20 protein-coding genes are annotated in these 16418 nt (G+C 59.2%); all 20 read left to right on the top strand.

The window, feature by feature from the left end; genetic code table 11:
- Positions 1–2: 2 nt before the first annotated feature.
- The 20 genes from B9Z40_RS12170 (at position 3) to B9Z40_RS12265 (ending at position 16417) form a co-directional block, all read left to right on the top strand.
- Positions 3–1484: a glutamate synthase subunit beta gene (locus tag B9Z40_RS12170; RefSeq protein ID WP_100173620.1), complete on the top strand. Its 1482-nt coding sequence runs from the start codon at positions 3–5 to the stop codon at positions 1482–1484.
- A gap of 105 nt (positions 1485–1589) precedes the next feature.
- Complete coding sequence (locus B9Z40_RS12175; RefSeq protein WP_100173621.1) at positions 1590–2408, top strand: ABC transporter ATP-binding protein; 819 nt, start codon at positions 1590–1592, stop codon at positions 2406–2408.
- On the top strand, positions 2405–3187 hold the full coding sequence (gene mlaE, locus B9Z40_RS12180; protein WP_100173622.1) for a lipid asymmetry maintenance ABC transporter permease subunit MlaE: 783 nt from the start codon (positions 2405–2407) through the stop codon (positions 3185–3187). Before B9Z40_RS12175 ends, mlaE begins: the two co-directional genes overlap by 4 nt.
- Positions 3188–3197: 10 nt before the next feature.
- Positions 3198–3677, top strand: coding sequence for an outer membrane lipid asymmetry maintenance protein MlaD (mlaD, locus tag B9Z40_RS12185; protein ID WP_100173623.1), 480 nt, complete (start codon positions 3198–3200; stop codon positions 3675–3677).
- Positions 3674–4405, top strand: coding sequence for a VacJ family lipoprotein (locus B9Z40_RS12190; protein ID WP_100173624.1), 732 nt, complete (start codon positions 3674–3676; stop codon positions 4403–4405). The genes mlaD and B9Z40_RS12190 overlap by 4 nt, the downstream gene beginning before the upstream one ends.
- 77 nt (positions 4406–4482) lie before the next feature.
- On the top strand, positions 4483–5142 hold the full coding sequence (locus B9Z40_RS12195; RefSeq protein ID WP_100173625.1) for a phospholipid-binding protein MlaC: 660 nt from the start codon (positions 4483–4485) through the stop codon (positions 5140–5142).
- An 11-nt stretch (positions 5143–5153) separates the two neighbouring features.
- A complete protein-coding gene (locus B9Z40_RS12200) occupies positions 5154–5429 on the top strand; it encodes a lipid asymmetry maintenance protein MlaB (RefSeq protein WP_100173626.1) in 276 nt (91 codons plus the stop codon).
- A gap of 83 nt (positions 5430–5512) precedes the next feature.
- A complete protein-coding gene (locus B9Z40_RS12205) occupies positions 5513–6448 on the top strand; it encodes an ABC transporter ATP-binding protein (RefSeq protein ID WP_100173627.1) in 936 nt (311 codons plus the stop codon).
- Positions 6445–7200 (top strand): ABC transporter permease, encoded by a 756-nt coding sequence (locus tag B9Z40_RS12210; protein ID WP_100173628.1) that lies wholly within the window; start codon positions 6445–6447, stop codon positions 7198–7200. The genes B9Z40_RS12205 and B9Z40_RS12210 overlap by 4 nt, the downstream gene beginning before the upstream one ends.
- A 5-nt stretch (positions 7201–7205) precedes the next feature.
- Positions 7206–7448 carry a BolA family protein gene (locus B9Z40_RS12215; protein ID WP_100173629.1) on the top strand — a complete coding sequence of 81 codons (243 nt, stop codon included), beginning with the start codon at positions 7206–7208 and terminating at the stop codon, positions 7446–7448.
- A 44-nt stretch (positions 7449–7492) separates the two neighbouring features.
- Entirely contained in the window at positions 7493–8758 is a 1266-nt protein-coding gene (murA, locus tag B9Z40_RS12220; RefSeq protein ID WP_100173630.1) for a UDP-N-acetylglucosamine 1-carboxyvinyltransferase, read from the top strand.
- Positions 8755–9396 carry an ATP phosphoribosyltransferase gene (gene hisG, locus B9Z40_RS12225; protein WP_100173631.1) on the top strand — a complete coding sequence of 214 codons (642 nt, stop codon included), beginning with the start codon at positions 8755–8757 and terminating at the stop codon, positions 9394–9396. Before murA ends, hisG begins: the two co-directional genes overlap by 4 nt.
- A gap of 14 nt (positions 9397–9410) precedes the next feature.
- The gene (gene hisD, locus B9Z40_RS12230) at positions 9411–10754 is read left to right on the top strand and encodes a histidinol dehydrogenase (RefSeq protein WP_100173632.1); all 1344 of its coding nucleotides are present in this window, start codon (positions 9411–9413) and stop codon (positions 10752–10754) included.
- The gene (gene hisC / locus B9Z40_RS12235) at positions 10751–11836 is read left to right on the top strand and encodes a histidinol-phosphate transaminase (RefSeq protein ID WP_100173633.1); all 1086 of its coding nucleotides are present in this window, start codon (positions 10751–10753) and stop codon (positions 11834–11836) included. Before hisD ends, hisC begins: the two co-directional genes overlap by 4 nt.
- A complete protein-coding gene (gene hisB / locus B9Z40_RS12240; RefSeq protein ID WP_100173634.1) occupies positions 11833–12423 on the top strand; it encodes an imidazoleglycerol-phosphate dehydratase HisB in 591 nt (196 codons plus the stop codon). Before hisC ends, hisB begins: the two co-directional genes overlap by 4 nt.
- A gap of 1 nt (position 12424) precedes the next feature.
- Complete coding sequence (gene hisH, locus B9Z40_RS12245) at positions 12425–13081, top strand: imidazole glycerol phosphate synthase subunit HisH (RefSeq protein WP_100173635.1); 657 nt, start codon at positions 12425–12427, stop codon at positions 13079–13081.
- A 44-nt stretch (positions 13082–13125) separates the two neighbouring features.
- Positions 13126–13866 carry a 1-(5-phosphoribosyl)-5-[(5-phosphoribosylamino)methylideneamino]imidazole-4-carboxamide isomerase gene (gene hisA, locus B9Z40_RS12250; protein WP_100173636.1) on the top strand — a complete coding sequence of 247 codons (741 nt, stop codon included), beginning with the start codon at positions 13126–13128 and terminating at the stop codon, positions 13864–13866.
- 9 nt (positions 13867–13875) lie between these two features.
- The gene (locus tag B9Z40_RS12255; protein ID WP_100173637.1) at positions 13876–14733 is read left to right on the top strand and encodes a D-hexose-6-phosphate mutarotase; all 858 of its coding nucleotides are present in this window, start codon (positions 13876–13878) and stop codon (positions 14731–14733) included.
- Between the two features lie 24 nt (positions 14734–14757).
- Complete coding sequence (gene hisF, locus B9Z40_RS12260; protein ID WP_100173638.1) at positions 14758–15558, top strand: imidazole glycerol phosphate synthase subunit HisF; 801 nt, start codon at positions 14758–14760, stop codon at positions 15556–15558.
- A gap of 238 nt (positions 15559–15796) precedes the next feature.
- Entirely contained in the window at positions 15797–16417 is a 621-nt protein-coding gene (locus tag B9Z40_RS12265; protein WP_100173639.1) for a uracil-DNA glycosylase, read from the top strand.
- Position 16418 lies beyond the last annotated feature (1 nt).

Genomic DNA, 16418 nt, shown 5'->3' on the forward strand with positions numbered 1-16418 from the left:
TCATGGGAAAAATCACAGGTTTCATGGAATTTGAGCGCATCGAAGAAGGCTACAAGCCGGTCGCCGAGCGCCTGAAAAACTACGGCGAGTTCGTGATTGGTTTGACACCCGAGCAGTCCAAAACGCAAGCCGCACGCTGCATGGACTGCGGCACACCGTTTTGCAACAACGGCTGCCCGGTCAACAACATCATTCCGGACTTCAACAATCTGGTGTTTGAAGGCGACTGGAAGAACGCGATCGAAGTGCTGCACAGCACCAACAACTTCCCCGAGTTCACTGGCCGCATTTGCCCCGCCCCCTGCGAGGCTGCGTGTGTGGTCAACTTCAACGATGACGCCGTGGGCATCAAGTCTATTGAACATGCCATCATCGACCGCGCTTGGGCCGAGGGCTGGGTCAAACCCCGTCCCGCCAAAGTCAAAACCGGTAAAAAAGTGGCGGTGATTGGCGCAGGCCCCGCAGGCTTGGCCGCCGCTCAGCAGCTGGCCCGCGCTGGCCACGACGTGACCTTGTTCGAGAAGAATGACCGCGTGGGTGGTTTGCTGCGTTACGGCATTCCTGATTTCAAGATGGAAAAGACGCACATCGACCGCCGCGTCCAGCAGCTCGAAGCCGAAGGCGTGAAGATCCGTACCAGCGTGCTGGTCGGTGAGTGGCCCAAGGATTCCAAGGTCACCAACTGGGCCAAGGAAACCATTTCGGCTGAACAGCTGAAGAAAGACTTTGACGCTGTGCTGCTCACCGGTGGCTCTGAGCAGTCGCGTGATCTGCCTGTGAAGGGCCGTGACCTCGACGGCATCCACTTCGCGATGGAATTCTTGCCCCAGCAAAACAAAGTCAATGCGGGCGACAAGGTTAAAGGCCAATTGCGCGCCGATGGCAAAAGTGTCATCGTGATCGGTGGCGGCGACACTGGCAGCGACTGCGTGGGCACCAGCACACGCCATGGCGCTGTGAGCGTGACCCAGTTTGAGGTGATGCCCGAGCCGCCTGAAAAAGAAGACAAAGCCATGATTTGGCCTTATTGGCCCATGAAGCTGCGCACCAGCTCCAGCCACGACGAGAGCGCTGAAAAAGGCCTGTTGCAACGCGAATTCGCCATCTCCACCAAGGAATTCATCGGTGAAAAAGGCAAGCTCACGGGTCTGAAAACCGTGCACGTCGAGTTCAAGGACGGCAAGATGGTCGAGGTGCCTGGCACCGAGAAGGAATACAAAGCCGACATGGTTTTGCTGGCCATGGGCTTTACCAACCCGGTCGCCACCGTGCTCGATGCCTTTGGCATCGACAAGGACGCCCGCGGCAACGCCAAGGCGAGCACCGACTTCACAGGCGGCTATGCCACCAACGTGCCCAAGGTGTTTGCCGCTGGCGACATGCGCCGTGGCCAGTCGCTGGTGGTCTGGGCCATCCGTGAAGGACGTCAAGCCGCACGCTCGGTGGACGAGTTCTTGATGGGCGCGAGCGACCTCCCGCGATGAGGAACATTCGTTCTAGGTAAAATCCCTTGAATGTCATGGTGAGAACAAGTTCTCTCGTGAACCTCTAAAACCACAAGAGCCGGACCTTCCGGCTCTTGTTTTTTCATGACCACGCACACCACACCACCGCCCCTTGTTGAACTGCGCGACCTGAGTTTCGGGTACGGCGACCGTGTCATCTTGAAGAACCTCAGCTTCAATGTGCCGCGCGGACAGGTCACGGCCTTGATGGGGGTATCGGGTGGCGGCAAGACCACGGTCTTGCGCTTGATTGGCGGACAGATCCGTGCCAGCGCGGGTCAATTGCTGTTCGACGGCGATGACATCACGCCCATGCGACAAGCCGAGCTGTATGCCGCACGCCGCCGCATGGGCATGTTGTTCCAATTCGGCGCACTGTTCACCGACATGAGCGTGTTTGACAACGTGGCCTTTCCCCTGCGCGAACACACCGATTTGTCGGAAGACCTGATCCGCGACATCGTGCTGATGAAGCTGGATGCCGTGGGTTTGCGCGGTGCGCGCGACCTGAAACCTTCTGAAATTTCTGGTGGCATGAGCCGTCGTGTGGCTCTGGCCCGAGCCATCGCGCTTGATCCTGACTTGATCATGTACGACGAGCCCTTTGCGGGTCTCGATCCGATTTCGCTGGGCACTGCGGCCCGATTGATCCGACGCTTGAACGACAGCTTGGGCATCACCAGTGTGGTGGTGTCGCACGATGTCACCGAGACCTTCGAGATCGCTGACCATGTGGTCATTCTTGCGCATGGTGGCGTGGCTGCGCAGGGCACACCCGCTGAACTGCGCGCCAGCACCGACCCGCTGATCTACCAATTCGTGCATGCGCTGAGCGATGGTCCCGTGCCGTTCCATTACCCTGCACCGCCCGCCACGCGCGACTACGACCGGAGGTCCTCATGATCATCCGTTTGCTGGCCGCTTTGGGCGCATCGACCCGACAGATGTTGGCCGACTGGGGTTTTGCTGCCCGTTTGTTTTTCAAGCTTTTGGGTATGTCCGGTGCGACGCTCAAACGCTTTGCTTTGGTGCGGGACCAGGTGCATTTTTTGGGCAACTACTCCTTGGCCATCATCATGGTGTCCGGCTTGTTTGTGGGTTTTGTGCTGGGCTTGCAGGGCTACTACACACTGCAGCGCTACGGCTCGGCCGAAGCCTTGGGTCTGTTGGTGGCGCTCACGCTGGTTCGGGAGTTGGGCCCGGTGGTGGCCGCATTGCTTTACGCGGGGAGAGCGGGGGCCTCGCTCACAGCTGAGATTGGTTTGATGCGTGCAGGCGAACAGCTCACGGCGTTGGAGATGATGGCGGTGGACCCCGTTCAACGCATTTTGGCCCCACGGTTTTGGGGCGGCATCATTGCATTGCCGCTGCTTGCCGCCGTGTTCAGCGCTGTGGGTATTTTGGGTGGCTACGTGGTGGGTGTGTTGCTCATCGGTGTGGATGCCGGTTCGTTTTGGAGCCAAATGCAAGGCGGTGTGGATGTCTTCAAAGACGTGGGCAACGGCATCATCAAAAGCATTGTGTTTGGTGTGGCGGTGACCTTTATTGCCTTGCTACAAGGTTATGTGGCCAAGCCCACCCCTGAAGGTGTGGCCAGTGCCACCACGCGCAGTGTGGTGGTTTCTTCTTTGTCGGTGTTGGGGCTCGATTTCATCCTGACCGCCATGATGTTCAGCGTTTGAGGAGGACGGCATGCAAGTTTCAAAAAATGATGTGTGGGTCGGTTTGTTTGTGATGCTTGGTGCCGTTGCGGTGCTGTTTCTGGCACTCAAAGCGGCCAATTTGTTGACGTGGAGCTTGAAGCAAGATTACGAGGTCAGCGCCAAGTTCGACAACATCGGGGGACTCAAGCCCGGTGCTGCCGTCAAAAGCGCAGGCGTGGTGGTGGGCCGCGTCAAGAAAATCGAATTCGATGGCGAGTCTTTTCAAGCCAAGGTGACTTTGTCCTTGCAGACAGGCTTGGCGTTTCCGCAAGACAGCTCGCTGAAAATCTTGACCAGTGGATTGCTGGGCGAGCAATACCTGGATGTCTCGCCCGGTGCGGATGAGAAAAACTTGGGCGCGGGTGACAAAATCGGCTCCACCCAGTCGGCGGTGATTTTGGAAAACCTGATCAGCCAATTTTTATACAGCCAGGCAGAAAAACCTGCAGCAGAAAGGACCAAACCATGAACACCTTGACCAGACGACTCGGATGGATCCTTGCGGTCAGCAGCGCGCTTTTATTGCAGGCTTGTGCATCCGTCAAAAGCGCCGATGTGCGTGATCCTTGGGAGTCCATGAACCGAAGTGTTTACAACTTCAACGAGGTCTTGGACAACGCGGCCATCAAGCCTGCAGCCAAGGTTTACACCACCGTGCTGCCCAGCCCTGTGCGCACGGGCGTTCACAACTTCATTGGCAACTTGGGCGATGTTTGGACTTTGGCCAATACCGCCATGCAGTTGAAAGGCCAAGCCGCAGCGGAAACTTTCATGCGCATCTCGGTCAACACCTTTTTCGGTTTGGGCGGTGTGCTGGATGTGGCTTCCGAGATGCGGCTTGAAAAGCGCAACGAAGACTTTGGGCAGACCTTGGGCTATTGGGGCGTCAAGTCCGGACCCTATGTGGTGCTGCCCATTTTGGGGCCCTCCACCTTGCGTGACGCCTTGGCCACACCCATCGATATGCAAGGCAATGCGGTGCAGCAGTTCAATGACACAGCCACCCGCAATGTCTTGACGGGTCTGCGTGTGATCGATATCCGTTCAGGTTTTCTGGAGTCATTGGATGTCATCAAGGCCGCAGCCTTAGACCCTTACACCTTTGTCCGTGACGCGTATCTGCAAAAACGTGAAAACGATGTGTACGATGGCAACCCACCCGCGCGATTCGACTATTCCGAGTCTGAAGCACCTTGATGGCAGCCCTCAGGCCGTGGCGAGTGACCGTTACAGTTGTTCACAATGGGCCTGCTGCTTGACCTTATAGTGATTGAATGAAAACTTTTTCTCTGATACCGCAGATGACCCTGAGTCGGCGACAGGCACTGCTGGTGACCGCCATGGCCTTGACCGCGGCCCAAATGCCTGCTTGGGCTTCCGAGGAAGCCCCGGATGCTTTCATCAAGCGCATCACCAATGACACCTTAGATCTCGTCAAGGCGGACAAGTCGTTGCGCAGCGGGGACATGAGCAAACTCATCCAATTGGTCGATGTCAAGTTGATGCCGCATGTCAACTTCCGTCGAATGACCGCGTTGGCCACGGGTCCCGCTTGGCGCAAAGCCACACCTGAACAGCAAAAACGCCTACAAGACGAGTTCAAAATTTTGTTGGTTCGCACCTACTCTGGGGCACTCAGTCAAATCAGTGACCAAGTGGTGCTGGTCAAGCCTTTGCGCCCAGGCCAAGATGACAAAAACTTGGTGGTCAACACCGAAGTTCGGGGCAAAGGCGATCCGATACAGCTCGATTACCGCCTGGAGAAAACCCCGGGTGAAGGGGCAGGTTGGATGATTTTTGACTTGAATGTGCTGGGCGTGTGGCTGGTTGAAAATTACCGCACCCAATTCACCAAAGAGATCAATGCCGGTGGCATCGATGCCCTGATCGCCAGCTTGGCGCTGCGCAACAAATCCAACGCCAAACCCGCCTGAGCCTTTTGGACATGACCGCCTTGAAGTTGCCCGCCAGCTTATTGCACGACCAAGCCAACGCTTGCTTGGCGCATTGGCTGGAGGAATTGCCTGCGACCTTGCCCCCTGCCGTGGTGCTGGATGCTTCGGCACTGACCGAGTTTGACTCTTCGGTTTTGGCGGTCTTGTTGGGCTTGCGGCGTGAGGTGGTGTCGCGTGGCAGCGCCTTGCAGGTCGAGAACATGCCGCAGCGCTTGCGCGAGTTGGCAGGCTTGTACGGGGTGATTGACCTGCTCCAGCCCCTCTAAATGAAGGGTTTTCAGGTCTTTTTGCACCGATCTCCTTGCTGCACTCCGGAGTCTTTGGCTCAGCACTAAAATAGAGCCCTCCCATGCCAGCGCTTTCCTTCCAATCCGTTTCAAAAATCTACCCTGCTCGTCAGGTTGGCGCAGCCGCATTCAAAGCGCTCGACCAAGTCAGCTTTGACGTGCAAGAGGGTGAGTTCTTTGGTCTGCTGGGCCCCAATGGGGCAGGCAAAACCACGCTGATCAGCACTTTGGCAGGTTTGAGCCGTCCGAGCGAAGGCCGTGTGCTGGTGCATGGCCACGACGTGCAAAGCGATTACGCCGCAGCGCGCCGATTGCTGGGTGTGGTGCCGCAAGAGTTGGTGTTTGACCCGTTTTTCACCGTGCGCGAAGCTTTGCGCATCCAGTCTGGGTATTTCGGGGTCAAGAAAAACGAAGCCTGGATCGACGAGCTGCTGGACAGCCTGGGCTTGGCCGACAAGGCGGGCTCCAACATGCGCCAACTGTCCGGTGGCATGAAACGCCGCGTGCTGGTAGCCCAAGCCTTGGTGCACAAGCCCCGCGTGATTGTGCTGGACGAACCTACCGCAGGGGTCGATGTTGAGCTGCGCCAGACTTTGTGGGCGTTCATCGCCAAACTCAACAAGCAAGGCCACACCGTCTTGCTCACCACCCATTACCTTGAAGAAGCCGAAGCCTTGTGCGGACGCATCGCCATGCTCAAGCGCGGCCAGCTGCTGGCGCTGGAACGCACCTCCGATTTGCTCCGTTCGGCCACCAGCCAGGTGTTGCGCTTCAAGCTCGACGGCGACTTGCCGCCCGCCGTGGCGGCCATCGCCAGGGTGACTGGCCGCATCGTCCAGTTGCCCGTCCACAACGCGACCGAAATTGAAAACCACCTGGCCACCTTGCGCACAGCGGGGCTGGTGGTCGAAGACGTGGAGATCCGCCAGGCTGATCTGGAAGACGTTTTCTTAGAAGTGATGAACCGAAAACAAACCGCCACCGGAGCCTTGGCATGACCGGTTGGCAAACCTTGCTCTACAAAGAAGTGCTGCGTTTTTGGAAAGTCGCTTTCCAGACCGTGGGCGCACCGGTGCTCACCTCGGTGCTTTACATGCTGATCTTTGGCCATGTGCTCGAAGACCATGTCAAGGTTTACGACAACGTGCCCTACACCTCGTTTTTGCTGCCGGGCCTGATCATGATGGGCGTGTTGCAAAACGCTTTTGCCAACAGCTCGTCCAGCTTGGTACAAAGCAAGATCATGGGCAGCTTGGTGTTTTTGCTGCTCACGCCCTTGTCGCACCGCAGCTGGTTTGTGGCCTATGTGGGATCGTCCATCGTGCGCGGCTTGGCCGTGGGTCTGGGCGTTTTTGTCATCACCGGCTGGATGGTCAACATCACCTTCGTCAACCCGCTTTGGATTTTGGCTTTTGCCATCATGGGCGCGGCCATGATGGGTGCCTTGGGCGTGATCGCCGGTCTGTGGGCTGAAAAGTTCGACCAGATGGCCGCCTTTCAGAATTTCATCATCATGCCCATGACGTTTTTGTCGGGCGTGTTTTATTCCATCTATTCGCTGCCGCCGTTTTGGCAAAACCTCAGCCACCTGAACCCGTTTTTCTACATGATCGACGGTTTTCGCTACGGCTTTTTTGGCCAAAGCGATGTGTCGCCTTGGATCAGTTTGGCGGTGGTGGGCACTGCCTTGGCACTCATCAGCAGCCTGACCCTTCACCTTTTGCGCACCGGCTACAAAATCCGAAGCTAAATCCCATGAATGCAGAGCAACTCCAAGCCATCATCGCCGCAGGCCTTTCATGCACCCACCTCACGGTGGAGGGCGATGGACGCCACTGGAGCGCCGTCGTGGTGTCCGAGGCCTTTGCCGGCATGCGCCCCATTGCCCGCCACCAACGTGTGTATGCCACCTTGGGCCAAAAAATGCACACCGACGAGGTGCACGCCTTGTCGATGAAAACCTACACGCCCGCCGAATGGGCCGCGCAAGCGCGCTGAACGCCCGCATCGAGCCCGAGCCCCAACGCCAATTGACCTGATCCATGGACAAACTGAAAATTCGCGGCGGTAAGCGCCTGCAAGGCACGCTGGATGTGGCGGGTGCCAAAAACGCCGCGTTGCCCGAGTTGTGCGCCGCTTTGCTGAGCGCAGAGCCCGTCACCCTGAGCAATGTGCCGCGTCTGCAAGACGTCTCGACCATGCTCAAGCTGATCCGCAACATGGGCGTGACGGCCGAGCACCACGAAGACGGCCGCGTCACGCTGGACGCTGGGGCTTTGAATAATCCTGAAGCGCCTTATGAGTTGGTGAAAACCATGCGCGCCTCGGTGCTGGCGCTGGGTCCCTTGTTGGCCCGCTTTGGCCACGCCAAGGTGTCTTTGCCCGGCGGTTGTGCCATTGGCTCGCGCCCTGTGGACCAGCACATCAAAGGCCTTCAGGCCATGGGCGCGGTGATCACCGTGGACCATGGCTACATGCTGGCCAGCTTGCCCGAGGGCCGCACACGCCTGAAGGGCACACACATCACCACCGACATGGTCACAGTGACTGGCACCGAGAACTTCATGATGGCCGCGGCGTTGGCCGAAGGCGAGACGGTGCTCGAAAACGCTGCCCAAGAACCTGAAATTGGTGACTTGGCCGAGATGCTCATCAAGATGGGTGCCAAGATCGAAGGCCACGGCACACGCCGCATCCGCATTCAGGGTGTGGACCGTCTGCACGGTTGCCAGCACCAGGTGGTGGCCGATCGCATCGAGGCGGGCACTTTCCTGTGCGCTGTCGCAGCCACGGGCGGTGATGTGGTGTTGCGCCATGGCCGCGCTGATCACTTGGAAGTGGTCATCGAAAAGCTGCGCGAGGCCGGTGCCACCATCGAAGCGGGTGATGGCTTCATCCGCGTCAAATCCGAAGGCCGCTTGAAAGCCCAGAGCTTTCGCACCACCGAATACCCGGGCTTCCCGACCGACATGCAAGCGCAGTTCATGGCGCTCAACTGCATCTCGCAAGGCGCGAGCAAAGTGACCGAAACGATTTTTGAAAACCGCTTCATGCACGTCAACGAACTGGTTCGCCTGGGCGCGCACATCCAGATCGACGGCAAGGTGTCGGTGATCGAAGGGGTTGAGAAGCTGTCGGGTGCCATCGTCATGGCCACTGACCTGCGCGCATCCGCCAGCTTGGTGATTGCCGGTTTGGTGGCCGAAGGCGAAACCATTGTCGACCGCATTTACCACCTGGACCGCGGCTATGACCGCATGGAATTGAAACTGCGCGGCCTGGGTGCCGACATTGAAAGAGTGAAATGATCACGCTGGCCCTGTCCAAAGGACGCATCTTTGACGAAACCCTGCCGCTGCTCAAAGCCGCGGGCATCGAGGTGCTCGAAGACCCCGAAAAATCCCGCAAGCTGATCTTGCCCACCAACCAAGCCAATGTGCGCGTGGTGCTGGTGCGCGCGAGCGACGTGCCCACCTATGTGGAATATGGCGGTGCCGATTTGGGCGTGACGGGTCTGGACACGCTGATCGAACACGGCGGCCAGGGCCTGTACCAGCCGCTGGACCTGAACATTGCCAAATGTCGCATGAGCGTGGCGGTGCGGGCCGATGATGACTATGCGGCGCTCGTGCGCACAGGTGCACGCCTGAAAGTGGCGACCAAATACACCGCGATTGCGCGCGACTTTTTTGCCACCAAGGGCGTGCACGTCGACATGATCAAGCTCTACGGCAGTATGGAACTGGCTCCGCTCACCGGCTTGGCCGATGCCATCGTCGATTTGGTGTCGACGGGCAATACGCTGAAGGCCAACCACTTGGTCGAAGTCGAACGCATCATGGACATCAGCTCGCGTCTGGTGGTCAACCAGGCCGCCCTCAAACTCAAACAAGCGCCGATCCGCGCCATCATCGATGCCTTCGCGGGCGCGGTGAAAAAAGACTGAAAGACATGGAATCTATGGGCCTCCAAGCCAAACCATTGCAACTGAACACGGCCGACGCCGGTTTTGAAGCGGCCTTCGCGGCGCGCCTGCATTGGTCTGCCGACACCGACGCCGCCATCGAGCAGCGTGTGGCCGACATCCTGGCCGATGTGCAACAGCGTGGCGACGCGGCGGTGCTCGAGTACACCCAGCGCTTTGACGGACTGCAAGCCGCCGACGTGAAGGCGCTCGAAATCACCCAAGCCGAGTTACAAGCCGCTCTGGACAGCCTGCCCGTTGCGCAGCGCGAAGCCCTGCAAGCCGCAGCAAGCCGTGTGCGCCAATACCACGAAGCCCAAAAGAAAGCGTCTGGCGAAAGCTGGTCTTACCGCGACGAAGACGGTACTTTGCTGGGCCAAAAAGTCACACCGCTCGACCGTGTGGGCATTTATGTGCCCGGCGGCAAAGCCGCTTACCCCTCGTCGGTGTTGATGAATGCCATCCCCGCGCATGTGGCGGGGGTGCAAGAGATCATCATGGTGGTGCCCACGCCTCAGGGTGTTCGCAACTCGCTGGTGCTGGCCGCTGCCTGTGTGGCCGGTGTGAGCCGCGCCTTCACTGTGGGCGGTGCGCAGGCCGTGGCTGCCTTGGCTTATGGCACCGCCACCATCCCCAAAGTGGACAAGATCACTGGCCCCGGCAACGCCTATGTGGCCAGCGCCAAAAAGCGCGTTTTTGGCACTGTGGGCATCGACATGATCGCGGGCCCCTCAGAAATTTTGGTCTTGGCCGACGGCACCACGCCCGCCGAATGGGTGGCGATGGATTTGTTTAGTCAGGCCGAGCACGACGAGCTGGCGCAAAGCATTTTGTTGTGCCCCGATGCGGCCTACATCGCTGAGGTGCAAGCCGCCATTGACCGCCTGCTGCCCGAGATGCCCCGCGCAGGCATCATCGCCAAGAGTTTGAACGACCGGGGTGCGCTGATCCTGACGCGCAACATGGAAGAAGCCTGCGCCATCAGCAACCGCATCGCGCCCGAGCACCTGGAGGTGTCGAGCAGCGAGCCGCACCGCTGGGAGCCGCTGCTGCGCCACGCGGGTGCGATCTTTATGGGCGCATTCACCAGCGAGTCGCTGGGCGACTACTGCGCGGGCCCCAACCATGTGCTGCCCACCAGCGGCACGGCACGCTTCTCGTCGCCACTGGGTGTGTACGACTTCCAGAAACGCAGCAGCTTGATTGAAGTGAGCGAAGCGGGTGCCCAGACGCTGGGCCGCATTGCCGCAGAGCTGGCCTATGGCGAAGGCCTGCAAGCCCACGCTCGCGCCGCCGAACTCCGTTTGAACTCTGTGCCCCCGATGCGAGACCTGAAATGAGCAACGTCAGCCCCCAACTCATGCAACGCATCCGCCAAGACGTCCAGTCCATGCACGCCTACGCCATCCAGGATTCGGCGGGCATGGTCAAGCTCGACGCGATGGAGAACCCGCACCGCCTGCCTGCTGATTTGCAAAAGGCGCTGGGTGAGCGACTGGGTGCCTTGGCACTCAACCGCTACCCCGGAGAGCGCGTGAACGAACTGCGCCATGCGCTGGCAAGTTATGCAGGCATGCCCGAAGGCTTCGACATCATGCTCGGCAACGGCTCGGACGAATTGATCTCTTTGCTGGCCATGGCCTGCGACGTTGCCGGCGCTTCCATCCTGTCCCCTTTGCCGGGCTTTGTGATGTACGCCATGAGCGCCCAGCTGCAAGGCTTGACCTTTCACGGTGTGCCGCTCACCGCCGATTTCGAGTTGGACGAAGCCGCCATGCTGGCTGCGATTGCCGAACACAAGCCGTCCATCGTGTACTTGGCTTACCCCAACAACCCCACGGGCAACTTGTGGAACGACGAGACGATCGAGAAGATCGTCCTCGCCCAAGGCGCAGAAGGCGGCTTGATCGTCATGGACGAGGCTTACCAGCCCTTTGCCAGCCGCAGCTACATCGACCGCATCACGCGCCATTCGCATGTCTTGCTCATGCGCACGCTGTCCAAGTTTGGCTTGGCCGGTGTGCGTCTCGGCTACATGATCGGCCCCAAAGCTTTGGTGGCCGAGGTCGACAAGGTGCGCCCACCCTACAACATCAGTGTGCTCAATGCCGAATGTGCTTTGTTCGCACTGGAGTATGCCGAGGTGTTTGCCGCGCAGGCCCAAGACCTGCGCCAAGAGCGCACCCGTTTGATGCAAGCGCTGACGGCTTTGCCCGGCGTGCAGCCTTTCCCCAGCGAAGCCAACATGATCTTGGCCCGCGTGCCCGATGCGGCCAAATCCTTTGACGGCATGAAGGCCCACAAAGTGCTGGTCAAGAACGTTTCTAAAATGCACCCATTGCTGGCCAACTGCCTGCGCCTGACGGTGGGCACCGCCGCAGAAAATGACATGATGCTTGCCGCCTTGAAAGAATCGCTATGAACCGTACCGCTGAAGTCACCCGCAAGACGGCCGAAACCAACATCCGCGTCGCCATCAACCTGGACGGCACGGGCCAAGCCAAACTGGCCAGCGGCATCGGTTTTCTGGACCACATGCTCGACCAGATCGCCCGCCACGGCTTGATCGACCTCGACATCGCTTGCGAAGGTGACCTGCACATTGACGGTCACCACACGGTGGAAGACATCGGCATCACCTTGGGCCAGGCCTTCGCGCAGGCCATTGGCGACAAAAAAGGCATCCGCCGTTATGGCCATGCCTATGTGCCGCTCGACGAGGCTTTGAGCCGCGTGGTGGTGGACTTTTCGGGCCGCCCCGGTTTGCACATGGACGTGAACTTCACCTCCGGCTCCTTGGGCTCGCTCGACACCCAGCTGATTTACGAATTTTTCCAGGGCTTTGTGAACCACGCCCTGTGCACGTTGCACATCGACAACCTCAAGGGTGTCAATGCTCATCACCAGTGCGAAACCATCTTCAAGGCCTTTGCTCGGGCCATCCGCGCAGCGCTCGAACTCGATCCCCGCTCGGCGGGTGTGATCCCGTCTACGAAGGGCTCGCTCTGACATGAGCGTCAATCGCGTCGCTGTTGTCGATTACGGCATGGGCAATTTGCGCTCGGTGGCGCAGGCGGTGATGCATGCGGCCTCCAGCGTGGACCATGCCGAAGTGACGGTGACGTCTGACCCGCAAGTCGTGCGCGACGCGCACCGTGTGGTCTTGCCGGGGCAGGGCGCCATGCCCGACTGCATGCGCGAGCTGCGCGAGTCGGGGTTGATGGAGGCCGTTCTCGAAGCCGCCGCCAGCAAACCCCTGTTTGGCGTGTGCGTGGGCATGCAAATGTTGCTGGACCACAGCGACGAAGGCAACACGCCTGGCCTGGGTCTTATTCCCGGCCGTGTGGTCAAGTTCGAGCTGGCGGGGCAAATTCAGCCCGACGGCACCCGCTACAAAGTGCCACAAATGGGCTGGAACCAAGTCTGGCAAGACGTACCCGCTCACCCATTGTGGAGCGGCATTGCCGATGGCAGCTGGTACTATTTTGTGCACAGCTTCTACGCCCAAGTGGCCAATCCGGCGCACAGTGCGGCCCAGACCGACTACGGTGGCCGCTTTGCCTGCGCCATTGCCCGTGACAATATTTTTGCCACCCAATTTCACCCCGAAAAAAGCGCGGACCAGGGCCTGGCCTTGTTCCGCAATTTCCTCCACTGGCAGCCTTGAGTGGTTTTCACTGCCGTTTTCAACCCACCTGCATTTAACTCGCCATGATTCTGATCCCCGCCATTGACCTCAAAGACGGCCACTGCGTTCGCCTCAAGCAGGGCGATATGGACCAAGCCACGACCTTCGGTGAAGACCCCGCTGCCATGGCGCGCACCTGGCTCGAAAAAGGCGCACGCCGCTTGCACTTGGTGGATCTGAACGGCGCGTTCGCGGGCAAGCCGCAAAACTTCAACGCCATCAAGTCCATCCTCAAGGCCGTGGGCGACGACATCCCGGTGCAGTTGGGTGGCGGCATCCGCGACCTGGACACGATCGAAAAATACATCGACAGCGGCCTGCGCTACGTCATCATCGGCACCGCCGCCGTCAAGAACCCGGGCTTCTTGAAAGACGCCTGCACCGCTTTTGGCGGCCACATCATCGTGGGCCTGGACGCCAAAGACGGCAAAGTGGCCACCGACGGCTGGAGCAAGCTCACCGGCCACGAAGTGGTGGATTTGGCCAAGAAGTTCGAAGACTGGGGCGTTGAGTCCATCATTTACACCGACATCGGCCGCGATGGCATGTTGAGCGGCATCAACATCGACGCCACCGTCAAACTGGCGCAGGCCTTGACGATTCCCGTGATCGCCTCGGGAGGCCTGTCCAACATGGCCGACATCGAGCAGTTGTGCGCCGTGGAAGACGAAGGCGTGGAAGGCGTGATCTGCGGCCGTGCCGTTTACTCGGGCGACCTCGATTTCGCGTTGGCGCAAAAGCGCGCCGACGAACTCAACGGCTGACCCTTTCACATGAGCGCTCGGGCCACTTGTCGCGACACCACGTTCGCAGGCCTGCCGGCTTGTGAGCTGTCGCTGCAATCAGGTGATCGCCTGCTGGTGGCCTTGCACGGCGCGCATGTGCTGTCTTGGGTATCGGGCGGGCAAGAGCGCCTGTACCTCAGCCCCCAAAGCGTGATGGACGGCCAAGCCGCCATCAGAGGCGGCGTGCCCGTGTGCTTTCCGCAGTTCAACCAACGCGGCCCCCTGGCCGACAGCTTGCCCAAACACGGCTTTGCCCGCAACGTGGCCTGGCAAGCCGATGCGGCTGAACTGAGCGATGACCATGCCCGCCTCACACTGCGCCTGAAAGACAACGCCCAAACCCGCCAGTGGTGGCCGCAGGCTTTTGAAGCGCAGCTCCAAATCGATCTGAGCCCCGGTGAGCTGCAAATCACTTTGGGTGTGCACAACACCGATGCGCAGCCTTTGGCGTTTTCGGGCGCACTGCACACCTATTTGGCCGTGCCCGACGTGACGCAGGCCACGCTGCAGGGCCTGGGCGGCCAGCCCGAGTGGGATTCGCTCACCGACACCCATGCGCAAGCGGAAGACACCATCCGCTTTGCTGCCGAATTTGACCGCGTCTACGAAGCCGGGCCACAGCCCATGACGCTGAACCAGACCCTGCAGATCAGCCAGAGCCCCAGCTGGGCCAACACCGTGGTCTGGAACCCCGCACAAGACCTGTGCAAGCGCCTGACCGACATGCCCGACGACGGCTGGCGACAAATGCTGTGCGTTGAAGCCGCGCAGGTCTACACGCCCATCACCTTGCCTGTAGGTGGGCGCTGGGCGGGCTGGCAGCGCCTGCAAGTGCTTAACCCCTGAACCTATTCAAGAAGAGAAGCCTCCATGCTCGCCAAACGCATCATCCCTTGCCTCGACGTGACCGGCGGTCGCGTGGTCAAGGGCGTCAACTTTGTCGAACTGCGCGACGCCGGAGACCCGGTCGAAATCGCGGCCCGCTACAACGAGCAGGGCGCTGACGAACTCACGTTTTTGGACATCACCGCCACCAGCGATGGGCGAGATGTGATCTTGCACATCATCGAAGCCGTGGCCAGCCAGGTCTTCATTCCGCTCACCGTGGGCGGCGGTGTGCGCACGGTGGAAGACGTGCGCCGCTTGTTGAACGCGGGCGCTGACAAAACCAGTTTCAACTCGGCCGCCATTGCCAACCCGCAAGTCATCCGCGAAGCGTCTGCCAAATACGGTGCGCAATGCATCGTGGTCGCCATCGACGCCAAGCGCCGCAGCGCGGAAGATGAGCAGCGCATCGGCACCCACGGTTTGCCCATGGGCCCCGGCTGGGACGTGTACAGCCACGGCGGCCGCAAAAACGTGGGCCTGGACGCGGTGGCCTGGGCCATGCAGATGGCCGAATACGGCGCGGGCGAAATCCTGCTCACCAGCATGGACCGCGACGGCACCAAAAGCGGCTTTGACCTGCAGCTGACCCGCGCCGTGAGCGACGCCGTGAGCGTGCCCGTGATTGCGTCAGGCGGCGTGGGCAACCTTGACCACCTGGCCGATGGCGTGAGCATCGGCGGTGCCGACGCGGTGCTGGCGGCGAGCATCTTTCATTACGGTGAGTACACTGTGCAGCAGGCGAAAGAGCGGATGCGCGAACGCGGGATACCGGTCAGGTTGTAGCCAACTGGCTTTAAGCTCTACATCCTTTGGTATGAGAGAGCTTGTTATGTCACACCCAAATTTTTTGGTGAAAAATCAATAATTGGCTCTATAAAATATTTTATAAATATTAATTATTTGGTATCTAATAAATTTATACTAGCTGCTTAAAGAAGGACTCAATCAAGCTCCTTTTGGCTTCTGGTTGCTGCGCTACATAGCTGAGCATCGACGGTTAGTTACATCGCAGAGAACTTCTATGGACGCACCTAAGACCCTTAGCAGCGAATCCGAGCGCGCATCACGAACAGCTCTTTTATCGTGGCCCGAGTTGTATCCCTTGGTAGGCATTGTTTCGAGGATACGAATCGCGAAAGGACCAAGCTTCAAAGTCCCCGATTTTGACCCCCTCGATGGCGGTATCAAAGCGCAAGTCTTGTTCCTTCTGGAGGCTCCTGGTCCCAAAGCAGTCGCTAGCGGGTTCGTTTCGCGAAATAATCCAGATGAGACGGCTAAAAACTTTTACCTGCTCAACAACGAAGCAGGAATTGATCGTCGCCGCACAATTATTTGGAATGCTGTCCCTTGGTACATTGGATCAGGGACGAAGATCAGACCAGCTAAGCGCGACGACGTGCGCGAGGCTGATGAATGGCTAAAGTCCTTACTCGACACCCTACAACAGCTTCGAATCGTTGTGTTCGTTGGCCAGAAGGCATTGCACGCGCAGAGAGTTGTGATGGGCTACCGTCCGGATATTGAAGTCATGACTATGCCTCACACAAGTCCGATGTTTATCAATCGCGCCCCAGGGAACCGTGATCGTGCCCTTGCTGCCTTAAAAGAACTATCGGTTCGTATGGCTAATTGCGATGCCTAGG

The sequence above is a fragment of the Limnohabitans sp. 15K genome (assembly GCF_002778285.1).
Lineage (GTDB): Bacteria > Pseudomonadota > Gammaproteobacteria > Burkholderiales > Burkholderiaceae_C > Limnohabitans_A.